General features: G+C 61.2%; 18 protein-coding genes, 1 pseudogene and 1 riboswitch. Of the genes and pseudogenes, 15 read left to right on the top strand and 4 right to left on the bottom strand.

Features of this window, described 5'->3' with window-relative positions:
- The coding region (locus tag NKH05_RS23515; protein WP_352972519.1) for a co-chaperone GroES at positions 1-265 on the bottom strand (265 nt) is incomplete at its 3' end.
- A 228-nt stretch (positions 266-493) separates the two neighbouring features.
- Between NKH05_RS23515 and NKH05_RS23510 the strand changes: the two genes are divergently transcribed.
- A complete protein-coding gene (locus NKH05_RS23510; RefSeq protein WP_023717102.1) occupies positions 494-1429 on the top strand; it encodes a bifunctional helix-turn-helix transcriptional regulator/GNAT family N-acetyltransferase in 936 nt (311 codons plus the stop codon).
- Positions 1430-1466: 37 nt separating this feature from the next.
- On the opposite strand, the gene NKH05_RS23505 is transcribed toward NKH05_RS23510, so the two are convergent.
- The gene (locus NKH05_RS23505) at positions 1467-2300 is read right to left on the bottom strand and encodes a GyrI-like domain-containing protein (RefSeq protein WP_352642913.1); all 834 of its coding nucleotides are present in this window, start codon (positions 2298-2300) and stop codon (positions 1467-1469) included.
- Positions 2301-2594: 294 nt separating this feature from the next.
- Positions 2595-2798, top strand: a riboswitch (cobalamin riboswitch).
- Positions 2799-2890: 92 nt separating this feature from the next.
- On the opposite strand from NKH05_RS23505, the gene NKH05_RS23500 reads away from it, so the two are divergent.
- The 7 genes and pseudogenes from NKH05_RS23500 to NKH05_RS23470 all read left to right on the top strand — a co-directional run bounded on the left by NKH05_RS23500 (position 2891) and on the right by NKH05_RS23470 (position 12124).
- Positions 2891-3709 carry an ABC transporter ATP-binding protein gene (locus NKH05_RS23500; protein ID WP_352481736.1) on the top strand — a complete coding sequence of 273 codons (819 nt, stop codon included), beginning with the start codon at positions 2891-2893 and terminating at the stop codon, positions 3707-3709.
- Positions 3706-4650: an ABC transporter substrate-binding protein gene (locus NKH05_RS23495; RefSeq protein ID WP_023717105.1), complete on the top strand. Its 945-nt coding sequence runs from the start codon at positions 3706-3708 to the stop codon at positions 4648-4650. Before NKH05_RS23500 ends, NKH05_RS23495 begins: the two co-directional genes overlap by 4 nt.
- Before the next feature lie 29 nt (positions 4651-4679).
- Positions 4680-5680, top strand: a pseudogene (locus tag NKH05_RS23490) (FecCD family ABC transporter permease).
- 82 nt (positions 5681-5762) lie between these two features.
- A complete protein-coding gene (locus tag NKH05_RS23485) occupies positions 5763-6242 on the top strand; it encodes a MarR family winged helix-turn-helix transcriptional regulator (RefSeq protein WP_023717107.1) in 480 nt (159 codons plus the stop codon).
- The gene (locus NKH05_RS23480) at positions 6239-7417 is read left to right on the top strand and encodes an HlyD family secretion protein (RefSeq protein WP_023717108.1); all 1179 of its coding nucleotides are present in this window, start codon (positions 6239-6241) and stop codon (positions 7415-7417) included. Before NKH05_RS23485 ends, NKH05_RS23480 begins: the two co-directional genes overlap by 4 nt.
- A gap of 313 nt (positions 7418-7730) precedes the next feature.
- Positions 7731-9266 carry a DHA2 family efflux MFS transporter permease subunit gene (locus NKH05_RS23475; protein WP_352495547.1) on the top strand — a complete coding sequence of 512 codons (1536 nt, stop codon included), beginning with the start codon at positions 7731-7733 and terminating at the stop codon, positions 9264-9266.
- Between the two features lie 173 nt (positions 9267-9439).
- Positions 9440-12124 carry an EAL domain-containing protein gene (locus tag NKH05_RS23470; RefSeq protein ID WP_353026198.1) on the top strand — a complete coding sequence of 895 codons (2685 nt, stop codon included), beginning with the start codon at positions 9440-9442 and terminating at the stop codon, positions 12122-12124.
- Positions 12125-12172: 48 nt separating this feature from the next.
- On the opposite strand, the gene NKH05_RS23465 is transcribed toward NKH05_RS23470, so the two are convergent.
- Entirely contained in the window at positions 12173-12691 is a 519-nt protein-coding gene (locus tag NKH05_RS23465) for a CAP domain-containing protein (protein WP_023717111.1), read from the bottom strand.
- A 213-nt stretch (positions 12692-12904) separates the two neighbouring features.
- On the opposite strand from NKH05_RS23465, the gene NKH05_RS23460 reads away from it, so the two are divergent.
- The 5 genes from NKH05_RS23460 (at position 12905) to NKH05_RS23440 (ending at position 19225) form a co-directional block, all read left to right on the top strand.
- Positions 12905-13666 (top strand): Tll0287-like domain-containing protein, encoded by a 762-nt coding sequence (locus NKH05_RS23460; RefSeq protein WP_023717112.1) that lies wholly within the window; start codon positions 12905-12907, stop codon positions 13664-13666.
- Positions 13663-16449: an ATP-binding response regulator gene (locus NKH05_RS23455; RefSeq protein WP_352909495.1), complete on the top strand. Its 2787-nt coding sequence runs from the start codon at positions 13663-13665 to the stop codon at positions 16447-16449. Before NKH05_RS23460 ends, NKH05_RS23455 begins: the two co-directional genes overlap by 4 nt.
- 2 nt (positions 16450-16451) lie before the next feature.
- Positions 16452-16823, top strand: a complete 372-nt coding sequence (locus NKH05_RS23450) for a response regulator (RefSeq protein ID WP_023717114.1) — start codon at positions 16452-16454, stop codon at positions 16821-16823.
- Between the two features lie 24 nt (positions 16824-16847).
- Positions 16848-18413, top strand: coding sequence for an adenylate/guanylate cyclase domain-containing protein (locus NKH05_RS23445; RefSeq protein ID WP_352481731.1), 1566 nt, complete (start codon positions 16848-16850; stop codon positions 18411-18413).
- 113 nt (positions 18414-18526) lie between these two features.
- A complete protein-coding gene (locus NKH05_RS23440; RefSeq protein WP_353026196.1) occupies positions 18527-19225 on the top strand; it encodes a superoxide dismutase in 699 nt (232 codons plus the stop codon).
- A 483-nt stretch (positions 19226-19708) separates the two neighbouring features.
- Here NKH05_RS23440 and NKH05_RS23435 read toward each other — a convergent pair whose 3' ends face one another.
- Entirely contained in the window at positions 19709-20074 is a 366-nt protein-coding gene (locus NKH05_RS23435) for a winged helix-turn-helix transcriptional regulator (RefSeq protein WP_352849100.1), read from the bottom strand.
- Positions 20075-20181: 107 nt separating this feature from the next.
- On the opposite strand from NKH05_RS23435, the gene NKH05_RS23430 reads away from it, so the two are divergent.
- On the top strand, positions 20182-20886 hold the full coding sequence (locus NKH05_RS23430; protein ID WP_352856448.1) for a glutathione S-transferase family protein: 705 nt from the start codon (positions 20182-20184) through the stop codon (positions 20884-20886).
- Positions 20887-21031: 145 nt separating this feature from the next.
- Positions 21032-21856, top strand: coding sequence for a DUF2189 domain-containing protein (locus NKH05_RS23425; protein ID WP_352588536.1), 825 nt, complete (start codon positions 21032-21034; stop codon positions 21854-21856).
- The last annotated feature ends 2 nt before the right edge of the window (positions 21857-21858 follow it).

The raw sequence follows: 21858 nt of genomic DNA, 5'->3' as shown, positions 1-21858 counted from the left end.
TCATGATCAGAAGGTCTTCGCCATTGAGCTTGACTTCGGTGCCCGACCACTTGCCGAACAGGATGCGGTCGCCGGCCTTGACGTCCAGCGGGACGAGCTTGCCAGCTTCGTCACGGGCGCCGGAACCGACGGCGATGATCTCGCCTTCCTGCGGCTTTTCCTTCGCCGTGTCGGGGATGATGATCCCGCCCGCGGTCTTGGATTCGGATTCGACCCGACGAACGACCACGCGGTCATGAAGCGGGCGGAACTTCGACTTTGCCATTTTTTATTCCTCGATGAGAATGGTGAGAACAGTTCCTCCGTCCGGCGGCGCCGGACATGGTTAGCACTCATCTTGGGGGAGTGCTAACGTGGCGCTGAAATAGTCTGGCAACTCGCGCGAGTCAAGGCGCCCGGTGAGCATCATCAGAACAATTGCTTCAAACGGATGCTTCAAACAGATACTTGACCAAGTCAACTAAATGGCTGATCTTACCGGCAGGAGGATGCCATGACCATTCATCATCACCCAGGCAAGGAGCGGATCGACGCGGTGCGAGCCTTCAACCGCTTCTATACCCGCCAGATCGGGCTGCTCGACGAAGGGCTGCTGAAAAGCACCTTCTCGCTGACCGAGGCGCGGGTGCTCTATGAACTGGCGCATCGCGATGGCCTGACCGCCACGGACCTTGGGCGCGATCTCGGCCTCGATCCCGGTTATCTCAGCCGGCTGCTGAAGAAATTCGAGGAACGTCATCTGGTCGAGCGCGCCACGATCGAGGCGGATGCAAGGCGTTCGTCGATCGCCCTGACCAAGGCCGGGCGGCAGGCTTTCGCGCCGCTGAACCAGGGCTCGCACGACCAGGTCGCGGCATTGCTCGACCGGCTTTCGGTTCCCGAACAGGACAGGCTGGTCAAGGCCATGCAGACGGTGCAGCGTCTGCTGGGCGCGACCGCCGAACCCAACATTCCCTACACGCTGCGGCCTCTGCAGGTCGGCGACATCGGCTGGATCATCCATCGCCAGGGCCTGCTCTACGCGCAGGAATATGGCTGGGACGAAACCTATGAGGCGCTGGTCGCTGAAATCCTCGGCACATTCGTCAAATCCTTCGATCCGAAATGGGAACGCAGCTGGATCGCCGAGCGGGAAGGCGAGGTCGTCGGCTCCGTCTTCGTCGTGCGCCAGTCGGACGCGGTGGCGAAATTGCGCCTGCTCTACGTCGAGCCCTCGGCGCGAGGTCTCGGCATCGGCAAGCGGCTGGTCGAGGAATGTATCGGCTTTTGCCGCGCCACGGGTTACAGGACACTGACGCTGTGGACCAACGACGTGCTCGCCGCCGCCCGCCACATCTATGAGTCTGTGGGCTTTAAATTGACCAACGAGGAGTGCCACCATTCCTTCGGCAGGGATCTGGTCGGCCAGAACTGGAACCTGGAACTGTAGCAGCGCTTCCGGCGCTTCGGCGTCGGCCTGCCGTGCCTCACCCTTTGATCGGTATCCAGATTTCCAGCCCGCCATTGCCGCTGCGCGGATCAAATTCGGGGCCGTAACGCTCGAATTCCGGCGCATCGGCGATCTCGTGCCCAGAGGCTGGCAGCCATTTGTTCCAGATCGTGTTGACCGTGCGGCGGATGGTCGAGATATGGTCACGATGGGCGAACACGCCGTATTTCTGCGCCGGCACGCGCACACGCCAAAACTCCCTCGGCAGGTCCGAAAAATCGGACACTTCGACGCCAGCGATGTAGTCGAAATTGCCGGCGTCGTCGCCGTTGACGCAGACGCCATAGGCGACGTCGCCGATCTCGCCTGGAATGTTGCCAATATAGGGGCCGAACCGCTGCCACTGCATCGGGATGCCGGCGCTGGTTTCGCAGCTGTAACGCTCGCCGAGACCGGCGATGAGAAACGGCCGGCTGGTCTCAAAACGCGGTGGTTCGAGAGTGGCGAGAAAGGACTGGTCCATCAGGATCGGCTCCACAAGATCGAGGTTGTCGAGCGAGCCTTGTGCGCGTACCAGTTCCGGCGTGGTGCCGAACTGGTCGCGGAAGGCGCGGGTGAAGGCCTCATGCGAGGCATAGCCGGCGTCGAGCGCGACCGAGAGGATGTCGGGTGCGCCGGCGCCAAGCTTGCGCGCCGCTTCGGTCAGTCGGCGAGAACGGACGTAGCTCATCACCGAACGGCCGGTAGCCGCGCCGAAAGCCCGCGTCACATGAAAGCGCGACACCCCGCTGCTCTTGGCGACATCGTCCAGCGAGACTGCTTCGGGCAGATGGCTTTCGACGAACCACAGCGCCTTCTCGGTCGGATTCATTTGGCACCTCGCATTGGCCCAGTCTCCGCATTGGCCCAGTCTTTACATGGCCCAGTCTTTACATTGGCCATGTCTTATATTGGCAAGATTATGGTGCCGCTTCCTGGCGGAGGCAGTTTGATCGAAATTGCGCACTGCGCAAATCGAGAGCGACGGTCGTCGGCAATTCGCAGGCGTCGCGCGAAAAGGCTTGACAGGAAGCGGGCAAACGTCCTTTTAAATGTAACGTTATTACATCACGAGATCTATATGGCTCCTTCTGACAAGACTTATTGCGCTGTGATTGGCGGAAAACTAGGGTGGCTGACTGATGGTCCCCGAGTCGAAAGGCAAGGGGTGAAAAGGGAACACGGTGAGATCTTCGGATCGAGGCCGTGGCTGCCCCCGCAACTGTAAGCGGTTAGCAAAATCCGAAGTGCCACTGGCCGGCAAGGCTGGGAAGGCAGGATGGCGCAAAGACCCGCGAGCCAGGAGACCTGCCATCAGCATGAGTTGACCGGACGGGGTGTGCCGGGAGGAGACGTGGACATCGGTCTTGTCGGCCGGTCCGTCCAGCTTCCTTCCGTCGCCATTGAGAAAGTGACGGTAAGTTGGACGCCTCCCAGCCTCTTCTTGAAGCGTGTGAACTGAGCGCGACGACGAATGGCCGGTGCCTGGTCAGCGCGGTGAGCCTTTCGATAGCGCCGGGCGACCGCCTCGCCATCATCGGCCCCAACGGCGCCGGCAAGACGACGCTGCTGCGCATGCTATGCGGTACGCTGCGGCCAAGCGCGGGAGATGTGAGATTTTCCGGACGCCGGCTGGAGAGGTTTTCGGACGCCGAGCGGGCACTGCACATGGCGGTCGTTGGCCAGACCGACCAGCCTGATCCGCGGCTTGCCGTGATCGACTACGTCGAGCTTGGGCGCGTCCCGCATGCCGGCTTGCGACGGAGGAGCGAGCAACGCGACATCGTCATTGAAGCACTTCGCAGAACCGGCCTGCTGCCGCTGCTCGGCCGCACGATCGGCTCGCTATCCGGTGGCGAGCGGCAACGCGCCCAGTTGGCGCGCGCCATCGCCCAGGAGCCCAAAATCCTGTTCCTCGATGAACCGACCAATCATCTCGATCCGCGCGCCCGCAGCGACCTTCTCGAACTCGTATCGCAGTTTGGCATGACCGTCGTGGCGGTGCTTCATGATCTGTCGCTTGTCACGCCATTTGCCACCAGGGTCGCGGTGATGAACGAGGCCCGCCTGCAGGCACTTGCCAGTCCGCGCGAGGCGCTGACCAAGAAGTTGATCCGCGAGATTTTCGGCGTTGACGTGCTTTGGCTGCGCCATCCCACCGAAGACCGCGAACTCACGGTCTTCGACGTTCCGAACCGCGCCTCTTCACATCCCGATTTGACCAAGGAGCAACATCCGTGAAACGCCTCGTACTGTCTTTTGCCTCCCTCCTACTTGCCCAGACCGCCTTCGCTTTCCCGGTAACCGTTGATAGCTGCGGCACGCCGCTGACGTTCGACGCCGCGCCGAAGCGCGCCGTCATCCAAGATCTGAACATGGCGGAGATGGCCTTCGCGCTGGGGCTGCAACCATCGATCGTCGGCCTGACCGGCATCACCGGATGGTATAAGGTCGGTCCGGAATTCAAGGCCGAGCAGGGCGCGATCCCGGAACTCGCGCCGAAATACCCGACCCTCGAAAACCTCGTCGCCGTCGAGCCCGATTTCTTCTTCGCCGGCTGGTATTACGGCATGAAGCCTGGCGGCGAGGTGACGCCCGATACGCTGGCCCCGCACGGTATCAAGACGCTGGTGCCGACGGAAAGTTGCGTCCATCTCGACCAGAACCGCCCCGCAGCCTCGATGGACCTGCTCTATGGTGATGTCGAAAAGCTGGGCAAGATTTTTGGCAAGGAGGCGGAGGCGGGAAAGCTTGTTTCGAACTGGAAGGCGCAGCTCGCCGATATCACGGCAAAGATCGGCGACCGCACGGGAACGCGTGTGTTTCTTTACGACTCCGGCGAAGACAAACCCTTCACATCAGGCAAGTTCGCGATCCCCAGCGCCATGATCGCCGCAGCCGGCGGCGACAACATCATGGCCGACATGCCGACGAGCTGGGGCAATACGGATTGGGAGACGGTGGCGGCCCGCAATCCGCAATTTCTTATCCTGCTCGACTACCAGGACGGCGGCTACAGAAAACTGCTCGATTTCCTGAAAGCTCATCCGGCGATGAAGGAGACTGAGGCGGTCAAAAATGAGCACTTCATTGCGCTGCGCTATGCCGAACTGACGCCTGGGCCTGCCAACATCGAGGCGATCGGCAAGATCGCCAGGGCGATGCACCCGGAAGCTTTCTGAGCTTGCGCCAGAGAGCGTTCGAATTGGCGATGACAGCAGGAGCAGCAGCGATTGCCGCTCTTGCTCTGCTGTCGATTGCCTATGGATCGACGGTCATCGCGTTGAGCGACGTGATTGCTGCGCTCGGACATGCCGCCGGGCTGGACGGAGACATCGTGTCCGGTCCGGCCGGCAAGATCCCGATTGCCAAGATCGTCCTCGATCTTAGGCTACCGCGCACGATTATGGCCATCTGTGTCGGCGCCGGGCTGGGCGTCATCGGCGCGCTGCTGCAGACGTAACGCGCAACGACCTCGCAGATCCGTTCTTGTTCGGCCTGTCGTCCGGAGCCGCGGCCGGCGCGGTTTCCGTCATCACCATTTTTGGCGACCATTTCGGTATCTGGACGTTGCCGGTCGCGGCCTTCACGGGCGGCGTATTGGCCGCCGGCATCGTGCTTTTGCTGGTTTCGCGGGTGAGGGGGCAAGGCCCCGAACGGCTGATCCTCGCCGGGCTTGCCGTCTCGTTCATGTTCACCGCCTTGACTAACTATCTCGTCTTTGCCGGAGACCAGCGCGCCGCTCACTCGGTGTTGTTCTGGACGATGGGCGGGCTCGGGCTGGCCCGTTGGGACAATATCGAGCTGGCTGCTCTGGGCGCAGGCACCATCCTTGTTTATGGACTTTGGAACCACCGCCGGCTCGACGCTTTCCTGGCCGGCGAGAATGCCGCTGAAAGCCTCGGCGTCCCGGTTGCGCGGATGCGCAGGATGACATTTCTCGTCGCCGCTTTCTCGACGGCGATCCTTGTCTCGGTCGCAGGCGTCATAGGTTTCGTTGGCTTGATGATCCCACATCTGTCCAGGACCCTGGCCGGCCCGCTTCATCTGCGCCTGATTGCAAGCTGCGCCCTCTTCGGAGCGGTGCTGTTGCTGGCAAGCGACCTTCTCGCGCGCACGCTGCTGCCGCCGCAGGAACTGCCGATCGGCATCATCACCAGTTCGGTCGGCGCTTTCTTCGTGGTCACGATGCTCATTCGCAATCGCTCATGATGTGACTGCCATGTACATTTGCCGCCTTCTGGCACAATCCGGGTTCCTTGAATTATGAGCACGCTTATTATATATGTCGCTCATGGTTTCCGACGGCATCGACAGATTGGGCTTTTTGATCCACGACGTGCAGCGCCTGATGCGCAAGCGCTTCGAGGCGCGCGCCAGTGGTTTCGGCCTTTCTTCGGCGCAATGGCGGCTTCTGGTCCGTGTCGCCAAGGAGGCGGGTGTCGCGCAGGCGCGGCTTGCCGAGCTTCTCGAAATCGAGCCGATCAGCGTCTCGCGCCTTGTCGATCGCATGGAGGAGGGCGGCTGGATCGAGCGCCGTCCCGACGCAACCGACAGACGAGTGCGCATGATTTTCCCGACCGCCAAGGCGAACGCAGCCTACGCCCACGTCAAGAGCCTTGCCGGCGAGGTGTATGAGGAATCGCTCGTTGGCGTTTCGCCGGAAGATCGCCGCGTCCTGGTCAAGGCGCTGGAGACAATGGTGCAGAATCTTGCGGATGGTGAGACGCCGCCCTCGGAAAAAGTGAAGAATACGGAAGGCGCAGCAGCATGAACGCGGTAGCCAAAGTAGATAAGAATGCGGCCAAGCTGGAGATGGAAGCTCCCGCGAAGCCGGCGGCAGCTCCGGTCACGGTCGCTCCGCAGGTAGCTCCGGCGCCAGTGGCGCCGAAGAAGAAGCGTCGTGCCGGCCGCTTCCTTTTGATGTTTGTGCTGCCCGCTGCGTTGATCGCCGGCGGCAGCTATGTCTGGGTGACCGGCGGCCGCTATCAGGAGACCGAGAACGCCAATCTGCAGCAGGCCAAGGTGTCGATAGCCGCCGATACGGCGGGCCGCATCGTTCAGGTCGATATTTTCGACAACCAGTCTGTCAAGCAGGGCGACGTGTTGTTCGCCATCGATCCCGAGCCCTACCGGATCGCATTGGCCCAGGCCGATGCGGCGGTGGCCGGCGCGCGGCTCAATGTCGAGCAGCTGCGTGCGGCCTATAGCCAGGCGCTGGCGCAAGAGAAGTCCGACGAAAGCCAGGTCCAGTACGCGCAGTCGCAGTATGACCGCGCCGCCGACCTTGCCCGCAAGGGCATCAACGCCAAGTCGTCGCTGGACGAGGCCAAGAACGACCTCGACAAGGCCAAGCAGCAGCTGGCCGTGGCCCAGCAAGGGATCGTCAGCGCCAAGGCGGCACTTGGCGGCAATCCCGACATCGAGACCGACAAGCATCCGACAGTGATGGCGGCGCTCGCCGCACGCAACAAGGCGGCCTACGATCTGGTCCAGACAACAGTCAAAGCGCCTGCCGACGGCATCATCAGCCAGGCCGCTTCGTTCAAGGTCGGCCAGTATGTCGGCTCGGGCACGCCGCTGTTTTCGCTGGTCGAGACCGGCGATACCTGGGTCGACGCCAATTTCAAGGAAACGCAGCTCACCAACATGAATCCGGGCCAAAAGGCCGAAATCGTGGTCGACACCTATCCGGGCAAGACGTTCGAAGCCACCGTCAAGGCGATTGGCGCCGGCACCGGGGCCGAGTTCTCGCTGCTGCCCGCGCAGAACGCCACCGGCAACTGGGTCAAGGTCACGCAGCGCATTCCGGTCCGCCTGGAGTTGACCGACGCCGACGCCAAGATGGCGCTGCGCACCGGCATGAGCGCGACCGTCACGGTGGACACCGGCGTTTCCCGCGGGCTGCCGGGCATTTTCCGCCGCGCCACGGCAGGCGAGGCCAAGTAAAGAGGCCTGACAGCGGCCGCATGGCAAACAGCGAGATGGATGCAGGTGACAGGATTGGTCCGAGGGAGGCGCAGGAAGAGTTGAATGCGTAGACGGGCTGCGCTGCGGCCTGGCTAAACCAGACAACGTTGCGCAGGATCTTCGGTCCTCAGGTTTCCGGGCGGCAGGCGCCCGCTTTGTCGAGACGCTCAGTCGATGTAACCCCCACATCGATGCTCGCGTCCCACCGCGATGAGGGTCTCTCTGCAGCGAGGGCCTCGCCGTCCGGAAACCTAATGTACACGTTTTTGTTACCTGCTGGAAGTTTTACGTCATGAGCACCCCAGAACCCTTTCGCGAAGTACCGCACCGCGGCCTGATCACAGTTGCGCTCATGCTGGCGACGATCATGCAGGCGCTCGACACGACGATCGCCAACGTCGCGCTGCCGACCATGACCGGCGATCTCGGCGCCTCCCCCGACAACATCAACTGGGTGCTGACCTCCTACATCGTTGCCGCCGCGATCATGACGCCGGTGACCGGCTGGCTTGCCGACCGCTTCGGTCGCAAGGAGCTGTTCCTGACTGCGGTGGTCGGCTTCACCGTCTTCTCCATGCTGTGCGGCATAGCCTGGAGCCTGGAGACCATCGTTCTCTTCCGGCTGATGCAAGGCGTCTTCGGCGCGGCCATCGTGCCGCTGTCGCAGACCTTCCTGCTCGACATCAACCCTAGGGAACGCCACGGCCAGGCCATGGCCATCTGGGGCGCCGGCATCATGCTGGGACCGATCCTTGGCCCGACGCTGGGTGGCTGGCTGACCGAGAATTTCAACTGGCGCTGGGTGTTCTTCATCAACCTGCCGGTCGGCATCATCGCCTTCCTCGGCATGGCCGCATATCTCCCCAGCGTGGCCCGGCGGGTGCGCAGCTTCGATTTCTTCGGCTTCGCCATGCTCTCGCTCGGTGTCGGCGCGCTGCAACTGATGCTCGATCGTGGCGGTGAGGTCGACTGGTTTTCCTCGATCGAGATATGGATCGAGCTTGGTCTTTCCATCACCGGCTTCTGGGTATTCACCATTCACACGTTGACGGCGGAGCACCCCTTTATCGACCCGAAGATCTTCCTCGATCGCAATTTCGTCACCGGGCTGGCGTTCATCTTTGTCATGGGCGTGCTCATTTTGGCGAGCATGTCGCTGCTGCCGCCAATGCTGTCGACCATCTTCGGCTATCCGACCCTCACCATCGGCATCGTCCTGGGGCCACGCGGTGTCGGCACGATGATCGCGATGCTGTTCGTCGGGCGGATCATGCACAGGATCGATGCCAGGATCCTCGTCGTCATCGGCTTCCTGCTGACCGCGCAATCGCTCTATACGATGTCCAGCTTCTCGCCGCAGATGGACAACTGGCTTATCCTCAGCTCCGGCGTCATCCAGGGCCTTGGAATGGGAATGGTGTTCGTGCCGCTGTCCACCGTGGCCTTCGCCACGCTCGACGCACGCTTCCGCACCGATGCCACGGCGTTGTTCAGCCTGGTGCGCAATCTTGGCTCGTCGATCGGCGTGTCGGTGGTGACGGTTCTGCTGGTACGCAACACGCAGATCAACCACGCTGAGCTCTCGGCCTATATCAATCCGTTCAATCCCAACCTCTGGGCGGCGTCGCCGGCAGCGGCGGGCGGCGATCCGACGGCGCTGTCGCTGATGGATGGCATGGTCAATATCCAGGCGATGATGGTCTCCTACGTCAATGACTTCAAGCTGCTGATGATGATGACACTGCTTGCCGTCCCGTTTGTTTTCCTGCTGCGCAAGCCAAAGGCTGCGCCGCCCGCCGGTGGAGCGCCTGCCGCGCATATGGACTAAGTCTCACGGCTCCGGCAACCGCGACCGACTCACGGCTTCCGTTGCCTGTGCCGGTCGCGTCGGCGTTGAGCCGGTTCACCTGCCATTAGTATATCCCGACCAATATGCACTCGCTTTTGGGTTGAAGGCGAGCCTCCTTTGCTTGCCTCAAGCATCAGCGGGAGGAACTGTATTTGGCCACGAAATCATCCAGGCAAACCGCCGAAGTGCCCGAATCCGCCAATTTGACGACGCTGGCACAACTGGCGACTGCCTCATATGAGGCGCTCGAGCGCGAGCTTCGCGCCACGATTGCAGCGCTTCAAGACCAGGCACTGCGGTTCCAGACCGCGATCGAGAACATCTCGCAAGGCATCTGCTTTTTTGACGCCGATGAACGGCTGATCCTGTGCAACCGGCGCTATGCGGAAATCTATCGCCTTGCGCCGGAGCAATTGCAGCCGGGGGCGGCGCTGCGCGAAATCGTCGAGCGGCGCGTCGCTGTCGGGACCTCGGCAATGAATGCGGACGCCTATCTGGCGTTGGCCCGGGCAGTCAATTCGGGCACTGCTTCGGGGAACTGGACAGCCGAGCTCGCCGATGGCCGGACAATTCAGGTCTGCCATCAACCGATGCCTGACGGCGGCTGGGTGGCCACGCACGAGGACATCAGCGAGCTCAGCGCCAACCGCTTGGTTGTCGACGAGCGTATCTCCTTGCAGACGCTGATCGACCTGGTGCCTGACTACATGTGGGTGAAGGACACCGAAAGCCGCTTCGTCGTCGCCAACCGAGCCATTGCGTCCGACAGCGGTCGAGACAGCACGAGCGACATGATCGGCCTGAGCGACTTCGACCTTCATGCGCCGGATCTTGCGCAGAAATTTCGCTTCGTCGAGCAGCAACTGATGCGCGACGGACAACCGATGATCGACGAGGAGGAGTTCGTCGTCGATGCGTCAGGCACCGGCAAATGGTTCCTGTCTACGAAACTGCCGTTGCGCAACGTTCAAAACAACATTTTCGGCCTCGTCGGCATTGCCCGCGACATCACTGCGCGCAAGCAGGCCGAAATCCTTCGCGATGGGCAGGCGCATATCCTCGAGATGATCGCAAAGAGCGCTCCCCTCGAAGACGTGCTCGAGCGGCTCATGCGTCTGGTCGAGTCCCAACTGGCGGGGATATTCGGTTCGGTCTTGCTGCTCGACAAGGATGGCAGCCACTTGCGCCACGCCGCCGCGCCGAGCCTGGCGAAAGACTACACCGACGCCGTCGACGGCGCCGCGGTCGGCCCTCGGGCGGGGTCTTGCGGAACGGCGGTCTATCGGCACGAGCCGGCGATTGTCGCTGACATCATGCAGGATCCGCTTTGGCAGGATTATCGCGAACTCGCGCGGCCGCACGGTTTGCGTTCGTGCTGGTCGACCCCGATCCTGTCGCATCAGGGCGCGGTGCTTGGCGTCTTTGCGATGTATTCGATGACGGTGCGCGAACCGACCGAGGCCGAGACCCGCCTGATCGATTTCACCACGCGCATCGCCGGGATCGCCATCGAACGCAAACAGGCTGAAGACCGGATCCACTTCATGGCCAATCATGACGTGCTGACCGGGCTTCCCAATCGCGCCTTGCTCGAGGATCGGCTTTCGCAGGCGGTCCTGTACGCCCAGCGATACGATCGCTGGGTGACGGTGGTGTTCATCGATCTGGACAATTTCAAATTTGTCAACGACACGCTCGGCCACAATGCCGGAGACGAGCTTCTGAAGATCGTCGCAAGTCGCATGGTCGACTGCGTGAGGGCAACCGATACCGTCGTGCGGCTTGGCGGCGACGAATTCGTCATCGTGCTTTTCGACCAGCCGGCGAACGTCGATCTCGTTTCCGAGACCTTGCAAAAGCTCAGGTCGGCACTCGCCGAACCGGTTCGGCTCGGAGCGCATCTTGTGCGGGCGACGGCCAGCATAGGCATTGCCAACTATCCGAAGGATGGGACTGATCCCGATACGCTGCTGGCAAATGCCGATGCGGCCATGTATCGCGCCAAGGAGTTCGGCCGCGACAATTTCCAGTTTTACGCTCCGGAGTTCAATACCCGGGCGCATGAAAAATTCGTGCTTCAGGAAGAGTTGCGAAACGCCTTGGCGCGTTCGGAATTCACTCTGCTCTACCAACCGCAAGTGGACCTTCGGTCAGGTCGGATTTTTGCGGTCGAGGCGCTGATACGCTGGAACCATCCAACGCTTGGCACGATAATGCCGACGATGTTCATCCCGACCGCCGAGGAGACAGGTCTGATCGTACCGATCGGCGACTGGGTTCTGCATAAGGCGTGCCGGCAGAACAAAGCCTGGCAAGACGCCGGGCTGCCGCCCTTGACCGTTTGCGTGAATGTGTCGGCGCGGCAATTCAGGGAACGCAACCTGATCGATCGCATCGTCAGCGCGCTGAAGGACAGCGGCCTGGAGGCCAGGTATCTCGAGCTGGAGGTGACCGAGAGCCTTATCATGCAGGATATCGAGCTCGCCGTCGCGACCATGAACGCCCTGCAAAGCCTGGGTGTCCAGATCTCGATCGATGATTTCGGCACAGGCTATTCCAGCCTCAGCGCACTCAAAACCTTTCCCGTGGCGCGGCTGAAGATCGACAAGTCCTTCATCAAGGACCTCGCCGCCGACGAGAACGACCAGGCTGTGGCCAGCGCGGTGATTTCATTGGGGCAAAATCTCAACCTGAGGGTCATCGCCGAGGGCGTTGAGACAGATGATCAGGTGGCCTTCCTGCGCAGGAACAATTGCGACGAAATGCAAGGCTATCATTTCAGCAGACCGGTTTGTGCGCAGGACATCGAGGAGTTGCTCGGCGGCCGCAAAGACTGACGGCTCGATCATCCGGCACGGACTCCGCCGACCAAAGGCGAAACCGTGCTATCTTCCGAGCACAAGGCACCAGTAGCGAAGCGTGTTGTCGCGGCCGTCGCGTACATAGGCGAGGCCGAAGCGGGTGAAGCGCGGGTCTAGCATGTTGCGGCGGTGGCCTGGCGAATGCACCCAGATATCGAACAGCTTCTGCTGGTCGAAGCGGCCTTCGGCGATGTTCTCGGCGGCGGCGCCGGCAATGCCATTGTCTTTGACGCGCGAGGCAAAGTCCTTGCCCCAGCCGGTGGTGTGATTCATGCGGCCGCGGCGCGCCATGTAGCCGGCCTGCTGCAAGGCCGCCTGTTCGAGACGAGGATCGGCGACAAGCGGTCCAAGACCGGCTGAGGCCCGAATGCCGCTCAGGGTGCCGGCCGCGGAAGCAGAGACACCGGCGCCTTCGCCGGTGGGCAGCACGGCGGTTGCGCAGGCGGCGAGCCCGGCAAGGGCGCCAAGGCCGGCAGCTCTGAGCAGCATGCGCCTGTTCAGGCTTGGTTTGCCTTCATAATTTTCAATTCTCGCAACGGTCATGCCCGCCTGACATAGCGGTGATCATGGCTTTTGCCGGGCAGGCGATTAGAATCTCGCTCAAGCCGACCCACAGCGCAACAAAAAGGGCCGAGCTCGCGGGTCGCAAGTCGCCCAGACTGTTCGTTGCGGAACCAGCAAAGTTTGCCGCTGGGTCCCCGCCTTTTATCGTGTTATGCTAATATACCCTAAAGGCCGTCCTTGAAGGGAACGGAAATGTCCGCCATGTCAACGTTGACCCGGACTTTCATTGCCGCTGTTCTTGTCGGCTGCGCACTCGTCGTCTCGTCTGCCATCGGAGCGGGAGTTACCGAGGATGTCGTGACGGGAACGCGACTCGCGGAATTGCTCCGTGCGGGGCGAAGCATCATCTCGAACTATCAGACGCTCATCAATGATCCTGCTCTTGGCGACAAGCACCTCGACGGTGAGCGCATTACGAGAGAAGCCATCGCCGCATACTCAAAACACACCGGCCACGACCCGCTTTCGGGCGGATTGACCGAGCGCGACCGGCGTCTGCTTGAGGCCCAGATTGAGGCGATGCGAGAGGTGGTGGACGAACAGCAAGATAACATCAACCGCGCGGGAACCGCTTTCAAAGGCTTCGTGCCAGCGGTGTTTGCGCGTCTGATGAATGACAAGTTCGCTGCCAAGGCCGGCAACGAAGCTCGGGTGCGCGTGACCGCGCCAGAGCAACTCGTGCGCAACCGCAAATCGCTTCCGGACGCATGGGAAGCACGGATCATCGAAAGCGTCTTGCTGGATCCGCAGAGAGCAAAGGGAGAAGCCTACACGGAAGTCACCGAGGCGGATGGGCGCCCTGCATTTCGAATGCTGCTGCCCGAATACTATACTGGCTCGTGTCTTTCCTGCCACGGCGAGCCGAAGGGCGAGATCGACGTGACAGGATACCCAAAGGAGGGCGGCAAAGCGGGCGATCTGGGAGGCGCGATAAGCATCGTCTTGTTCAAATGAGCGCTTTGGAACAATCACCGCACCGCGTGGAAACGGTATCGGCGCCGGCGAGGCCCTTTGCGCGTCCCTTTGCCCATCTACCGATTTCGGCCCGCATAGCTGCGCTGACAGCGGCCGGCCTTATCAGCCTTATCGTATCGTCAATCTTTCTCACACAGGCACTTTATCGCAGTGCAGATCGAACTGCGGAGACCAAAGCATTTTTCGACGCCGCGTCCACTGCGGCTGCGGCGCACGCAACATTCGGCGAATTGCGATACTGGCTGACTGATCTGTCGGTTAGCTTGTTGATGAATTCCCAGCGTAATGCCGAGCAGGCGCGCGAGCGACTACTGGCACATCTGGACCGCCTTTCGAAATCATCACCGGATGCGGTCAGGGAAATCCGCGTTGAGATGGATGCCTATGTCAAAACAGCGCTGGAGGCGGCAGACAGCTATACTCAAGACAACCGCATCATCGGCAACACTCTCCTCGCCGAGGCGCGCACCCACAGCGCAAACGTGGATGCTGCGCTTAACAAACTCGTCGACCGAGCGAGCGCCGAGGCAGAAGCCGCTCGCAACGAGGTCGTAACGGAAACCCAGAAAACGGCGACTACTGCTGCCGTTCTGGTGGCCATCGTGGTGATGATCGGGTCACTTCTCACCATCCTTGTTCTTCGCTCGATCGTCGGACCGTTGCGGCGGCTGAACCGGGTAATCGGAAATCTGACGGAAGGACGCTACGACGTCGAAATACAGGCAGAGGGAGGGGACGAGCTCGGCGCGATGGCGCGGACGCTTCGGCTTTTCCGGGCGAGCGCAATTGCCAAGCAACGACTGGAGGATGAGGCGGAGCGGCAAAGACGGACGATCGGAGCGGCACTCGAGGCGATTTCTGACGGATTTGTCCTGTTCGATTCGGAGGACAAGGTCCTTCTTGCCAACAGCAAATACTGCGAAATCTTTCCCGACAATGACCGAGCTACTCTGCCGGGGCAAAGCCTTCAGGATATTCTGAAAAGACGCTTGGCGAGCGGGCACGTCGACCTTGAGGGCGCGTCGCCGGAGGAATGGATTGCGAAGAGGCTGCGCATCCAGAAGGATCCGGCAGGCTTCGTCCACGAGGGTCGCTTCGGAGAACGCTGGGTCCGCGTCAGCAAACGAAAGACCCCTGACGGCGGGACCGTCGCCGTTTACACCGACATCACGGAACTGAAGCAGAGAGAGGTCGAACTCGAGCGGGCCAAGAGTCATGCTGAAGCGGCAAATGAGGCCAAGAGCAGCTTCCTCGCGTCCATGAGCCACGAGCTGCGCACTCCACTGAACGCGATCATTGGCTACAGCGAGATGCTGATCGAAGAGGCGAGCGACCAGCAAATGAATGAGTTCGTGCCAGATGTGGAAAAGATCGCCGGGGCCGGTCGCCATCTCCTCGCGCTCATCAACGACATCCTCGATCTGTCGAAGATCGAGGCAAATAAGATGGCAAATTTCCTCGAGACTTTCGACGTCGCCGACTTGTTGCGCGATGTCCAGGCCACAGTCGCGCCACTGATGGCGAAAAACCGAAACAGTTTCGTTATGGACCTCGCGGGCGACCTAGGGAAGATGCATTCGGACCAGACGAAGTTGCGTCAGAACCTCTTCAATCTCCTCAGTAACGCAGCCAAGTTCACCGAGGGGGGCCGTGTAACACTGGCGATTCGACGCGAGAGGAGATCGGACGGCGACTGGCTGATATTCACAGTGTCCGACACCGGGATCGGGATGACGCCAAAGCAGCAAGAACGGCTCTTTGATGCTTTTACGCAGGCAGACGCCTCCACCACTCGCAACTACGGCGGGACGGGATTGGGCCTCAGCATAACCCGGAGTTTCTGCCGCATGATCGGAGGCGTTGTAACCGTTAAAAGCGAGTTCGGAAAAGGCTCGACTTTCACAATGGAGATTCCAGCCGAGTGCGACGAAGAACCTGGCGAGCAGAAACCCGCCGAGCCGCTGTCGTCGAGGCCCTCGGAGCAGGCGGTTCTGATCATAGATGACGAACCAGCCGCCCGAACTCTCATCGCCAGGTCCTTGGCTGAGGCGGGACTGGCATCAATCGAAGCAGCAAGCGGCGAGGAAGGCATAGCCGCGGCGCGAGCGCATCGCCCGGCCGCAATCGTTCTCGACATCATCATGCCGCATCAGGACGGCTGGTCAGTGCTGCGCTCACTGAAGGGCGATAAGGAGCTCTGCGAGATTCCGGTAATCCTTGCGACGATACTTGCAGATCGCGAACTCGGCCTCTCACTCGGTGCGGTCGAATACCTCACGAAGCCGATCGACACCCAGAAGCTTATACGAACAATAGAGGCTTGCGGCGGCGGCAACCGCGATGTGCTTGTTATTGACGACGATCAAGCCTCCCGCGACTTCCTTCGGCGTATCCTGATCAAGAAGGATTGGCGGGTTCACGAGGCAAGCGATGGCCTGCGCGGCCTCAAGCTGATGAAGCGGTTGTTACCGCGTCTGGTCCTGCTTGATCTGCTGATGCCCGAAATGGACGGGTTCCAGACCCTGAACGAGATGCAGCAGGTGCCCGAGCTTCAGAACATTCCGGTCGTCGTCGTGACTTCCAAGGATTTATCGGCGGACGAGCTCAAGTGGCTTCGCGACAGGGCGGTCGCGGTTGTAATCAAGGGCGCAAATAGTCGGTCTCAGTTGGTCGAGGCCCTCGAGCGCCAGATCTTCCCACTTGGGTCGACAGGTGCCAGCATTGCCGATCGCGGAACCGCCCCCATTGCTGAAGGAAGCTAAAGATGACGAGGATCCTTCTGGTAGAAGACAACGAATTGAACCGCGACATGCTTTTGCGGCGGTTGTCACGGCGTGGGTTCGAAGTCCTCATTGCGGAAAACGGACAGTCGGGCGTGGAACTCACCGTTTCGGAAAGGCCCGATCTCATCCTCATGGATATGAGCTTGCCGGTCATGGACGGGTGGGAGGCGACCCGGCGGATCAAGGCTGATCCGGCCACCTCCGGGATCCCGATCATTGCGCTTTCTGCGCACGCGATGGCCAACGATCGCGAAATGGCACTCGAGGCAGGCTGCGATGACTACGATAGCAAGCCGGTGGACCTGTCGCGACTTGTCCAGAAAATTGAACAATTGCTTGCCGCGAATCGATGAGGCGCGGACCGACGGTTTGAAAATATGCCTGCTAAGAACAAGTTCCAACGCCATGCGATCGCCGTCCATCTGGCGCAACAGCTCGCCGGACCGGCGCGGGCAATCTCAGGATTTCAGGAGTTGCTAACCGAGCAGGTGCAGGACCTCGGTCTGGCCCACATGAGACCGGATCTAGAGAAGGTTGGCGCCGCTGCTTGCGAATTGAGTAGCCTGATCGACAGCTTGATCCACGGCAAAGCGGACAATCAGAACCGGGCAGGGGTCGAGATCGAGGCGAAACTGCGCCACGACTTGCGAACGCCGCTCAACGCCATCATTGGCTATTCCGAAATGATTCGTGAAGAAGCCGAAGAATTGCACGAATACGCGCTGGAAGAGGATGTCAGGGTGATGCTCGCCGCGGCGGCTGAGTTGCTGGCGCATGTCGATGCGATTGCCGGCCTCTCGCGCGCACCCGACAGCGAGGAACCGCGGACCACGGATCAGGCTGAGATCGATGTGGCAGGGCTCGAACGGGCACTGATCAAGGCAGAGCACGACGCAAGCTCCGGTCACGGTGGCCGCATACTTGTCGTCGATGACATCACCAGCAACCGCGGTCTCCTCTCGCGCCGCTTGCAACGTGACGGTCATCAGGTAGTCACTGCCGAGTCCGGTCCGTCGGCGCTGACTCACCTCGCGGAACACGAGTTCGACCTGGTTCTGCTGGACGTCCTAATGCCGGACATGAACGGCATCGAGGTGCTCTCGCGATTGAAAGCGGAGCGCCGATGGCGGCATATCCCTGTCATCATGATATCGGGGTTGGACGAAGTGGACGCGGTGGTCCGCTGCATCGAGGCGGGGGCCGACGACTACTTGCCTAAACCTTTCAATCCGGTCCTGCTGCGCGCCCGGATCAACTCGAGTTTGGAGAAGAAACGTTGGCTCGACCGCGAGCACCAGTATCTTCAGCGGATCGAGGCGGAGAAGCGGCGGGCTGACTCGCTTCTCCATGCGATCCTGCCCGGTCAGATCGTGGCACGGCTGCAACGGGGCGAAGAGTTCATTGCCGACCGGTTCGATGAAGTGACCATTCTTTTTGCCGATATTGTCGGTTTCTCGAGCATAGCGGCAAGGTTGCCGCCGTCGGACCTGATCAAACGCCTCGACGGGCTATTCAGCACGTTCGACGTCTTGGCGGAGAAGCATGCCGTGGAGAAAATCAAGACCATCGGAGACGCCTATATGGCTGCGGGCGGTGTTCCGGAACCGGCAGCTGACCATGCCGACAGGATCGTGGCACTGGGGAAATCCATGCTGGACGCGTTGAAGCCCTTAGCGTGGGGCAACGATGGTTTTCGGATCCGCATTGGCGTGCACACGGGACCGGTGATCGCGGGCCTGATCGGCCGGCATCGGTTCGTCTACGACGTCTGGGGCGAAACCGTGAATATTGCAAGCCGGCTCGAGTCCCAGGGCGTGGCCGACCGCATGCAGATTTCGGAGGCAACCAAGCAGGCCCTGCACACCTCCTGGAAGCTCGAACCGCGCTGTAATGTAGAACTGGCAGGTGTCGGCAGGATTGAAACCTATCTCGTTCAACACTGATCGGAACAATGGCTAACCCTCAGGGAATTTCGCGAAGCGATGCTTGGAGTCGCGACACCTCGTAAACGAACAGCATGCAGCATTGGCGTTCCACTTTCACCCGGAGCTACACCATGAACAGGCGTCAGAGTCTTCTATTTCTCGCAGGAGCATCGGCCGCGGCAGCCAACACAACCCTGTTGGGCGCCGCGGCCTTTGCGCAGGAGACCCAACCCTTCAAGCTCCCACCGCTCGGCTACGCGAACAACGCATTAGAGCCGCACATCGACGCGACCACGATGATGATCCATCACGACCGCCATCACGCCGCTTATGTGAATGCCTGCAATCAACTCGTGCCGCTTTGGCCCGAGCTCGCCAGCACGCCGATGGAGGCTATTCTGGCAGATCTGGGCAAGGTCCCGGAAGGCGTGCGCAACAATCTTGGGGGACATTGGAATCACACTCACTTCTGGGAGCTGATGACTCCCGGGGGCCCCAACCAGCCCGGTGGCGACCTCAACGCCGCCATAAGCAGCACCTTCGGCAGCTATGCGGGCCTGACCGAAAAGCTCACGGCGGTTGGCCTTGGCCGCTTTGGCTCCGGCTGGGTATGGCTTGTCGTGAACAAGGACAAGAAGCTCGACATCGTCAGCACAGCCAACCAGGACACGCCGCTCGAGCTAGGGGCGCGTCCGGTGATTGGCGTCGACGTCTGGGAACACGCCTATTATCTCAAGTATCAGAACCGCCGCGCCGACTACCTCAAGGAATGGTGGCGCGTGCTGAACTGGGACAAGGCCCTCGCCAACTTCAAGAAGTCGACCGGCTGAGGGGGCCGCAGATCGCGACGCCTCGTCCCTTCAGCCGCAGCAGCCGGCCGCGTTCGTGGTCACAGCTGTTTTTTTCAGCGTCTCGCGCGAATACCGAGCGGTTCGCCGGCTGGGGTAGCGCCTTCGGTTCAGACATCCCGGTTGCCAATTTCCGCGACTGGCTTGTCTGTCGTGTTCACACCTTTGATATGCCCCAAGCTGTGACCGAAGGGCAGCAACGGGTCCGAGACGCGACCTTCGCGGCATCATTGGCAAAGGTCCGCAAGTGGCGCAAACCAGCCCACGCTATGCTGGACGCGAAGGTCAGCTTTTTGGCCCAATCATCCCGAAAGCGGATCTCCGCTTCCGGCCCAAACGCGACGTTAGAGTATCTGCTCGGCAATGACAGCTTCTGGCGCTGTCCGTGCATTCCGATATTCGGCCGGATCCTATCCAAAGCGGTTGTCCAGCCTCGGATAGCAAGCGTCAGATTTTCACGATCGGCTAGGCCGCTGTGTCTAGCCTCGTTTCCGGCATCGGTGGAGCCTGGCCGACCCGGTCGTCCTCGGTATGTTCCCACCATCTGCCCAAGGCCTCGATGAGCGGCACAAGCTTGAGACCGGGCGTCGTGAGGTCGTAATCCACGCGTAGCGGATAGCCGGCATGCGCCGTTCGCCGCACAATCCCGGCGTCCTCCAGCTTGCGCAGTTCGAGAGCCAGAATGCGGTGCGACACGGTCGGGTTGTCACGCCTCAGATCGCTGAAGCGCTTGGTGCCGTCCTTGAGATAGTAGAGCAGCAAGGTGGGCCAGCGACCGCTGAGCACACGCATGGTCTCTTCGATCGGGCAGCGTGAGACGACATCTTTCATGGGGGGACCTGGTTACAGAATAGTGCGTAATTTACATGGGGCGACCAGCGTTTAGGGTCAAGTTTCGCTGCGCAGCGTAATCCCTAAATTATGGAAGAGACAAAGAAATGGAACCTATCCTCCTTTATGGCTTCCCGCTGGGAAGTTCGATGGGGCTCGTCGCTGCATTTGAACGCGTCGGACAGCCCTACCGCCTGAGTCGAGTCGACATGCTCACTGAAATGAAGAACGACGCCTATGCCAGCATCAACGGCCGTCAGGAAACGCCGGTGTTGATCACCGACGAAGGCAGGGTGCTCACCGAGACCATGGCGATTGCCGCTTGGCTCGAAGCCCGCGATACGCAACGTCGTATCAGCTTTGAGCCTCGCTCGCCGGAAGCCGACCGGATGCACCAGCTGATGGCTTTCGTGAACACCGGCTTCACCGCCGCTTTCACCCCGCTCTGGGCCGCATATGAAATGGAATCGGCCGAGCCGGTGCTGCTGGCAACCTTGCGTGACTTTGGCCGCAAGGTCGTTACCAACCGCCATGACCAGCTCGAGGCGATGATCCTCGACACGGATTTCCTGGTCGGCGACCGGCTGACGCTTGCCGATACCACGCTGATCGGCGTGGCGCGCTGGGCGGAGTTCCACAAGGCGGTCGACGGCGCAGCTTATCCCAAGCTGGCGGCGTTGCGCCGCCGGATCGAAAGCGATCCGGACGTGCGATTTGCGCAGGCCATCGAGGATGGTGAAAAGCCGGCCGGGTCAGGCGCTTGCCTCGGTCACGTGCGGCTGGCCGAGGTGATCGATCGCTTCGCGGCCTAATCTGTTCGTTCAGCCGCCCGGCGCGCCCTGGCGCCGGGTGGTGGCGACAAGCGCGCCGAGATCGGCTATCATATCGCCGTTCTTGAAGTGGCAGCTGCGGGCGGCCATCCTGGCGGTGACCGCCCCGACACACGGGAGAAAGGTTATGGCTGGCTTTCATGTCATGGCGGACGCGCGTGGAATGCATGTACAGCCCACGGTGCGCCGCATCAGCACCGAGGATCTGATCGATGCGCTCCGTCTCGGCGTAGAGGATTTCTGGGCCAAGCCGTCGCATTATGTGTTCCTGTGCCTGATCTATCCGGTGGTCGGCCTGATCCTGACGCAGTGGACGTCGGGCTCGAATGCCATCCAGCTCATCTATCCGCTGATGTCCGGCTTCGCTTTGGTCGGTCCGTTCGCCGCTATCGGCCTTTACGAAATCAGCCGTCGGCGCGAGTTCGGCATGGATACATCCTGGTGGCATGCGCTCGACGTGCGCCACTCGCCGGCGCTGCCCGCGATTGCGGTCATCGGCATCATGCTGCTGGTACTGTTCCTGCTCTGGCTGTTCACCGCGCAATCGATCTACACCAGCCTGTACGGCAATCAGCCTCCGACCTCTATCGTCGGCTTTGTTCGCGAGGTGCTGACGACCAGCAAGGGCTGGACACTGATCCTGCTCGGCAACCTGGCCGGGTTCGCCTTCGCCGCGATCGTGCTGGCGACGACTGTCGTCGCCTTTCCGCTGCTGCTCGACCGCGATGTCGGCGCGGTCTCGGCAGTCGAGACGTCGGCGCGCGCAGTTATGACAAACCCGCTGCAGATGGCGCTGTGGGGCCTAATGGTCGCCGTGCTCCTGGTCATCGGCTCGATCCCGCTATTTGCCGGGCTTGCCGTCGTCATGCCCGTCCTTGGCCACGCGACCTGGCATCTCTACCGCAGGGTGGTCGAACCGGAGCGGGCACAGCAGGTCAGACGGCCGATGTAGGC

The organism is Mesorhizobium sp. M1399, assembly GCF_040317735.1.
GTDB lineage: Bacteria > Pseudomonadota > Alphaproteobacteria > Rhizobiales > Rhizobiaceae > Mesorhizobium.
The sequence above is the reverse complement of the archived record's forward strand: the minus strand, read 5'-3'. Positions and strand labels throughout refer to the sequence as shown.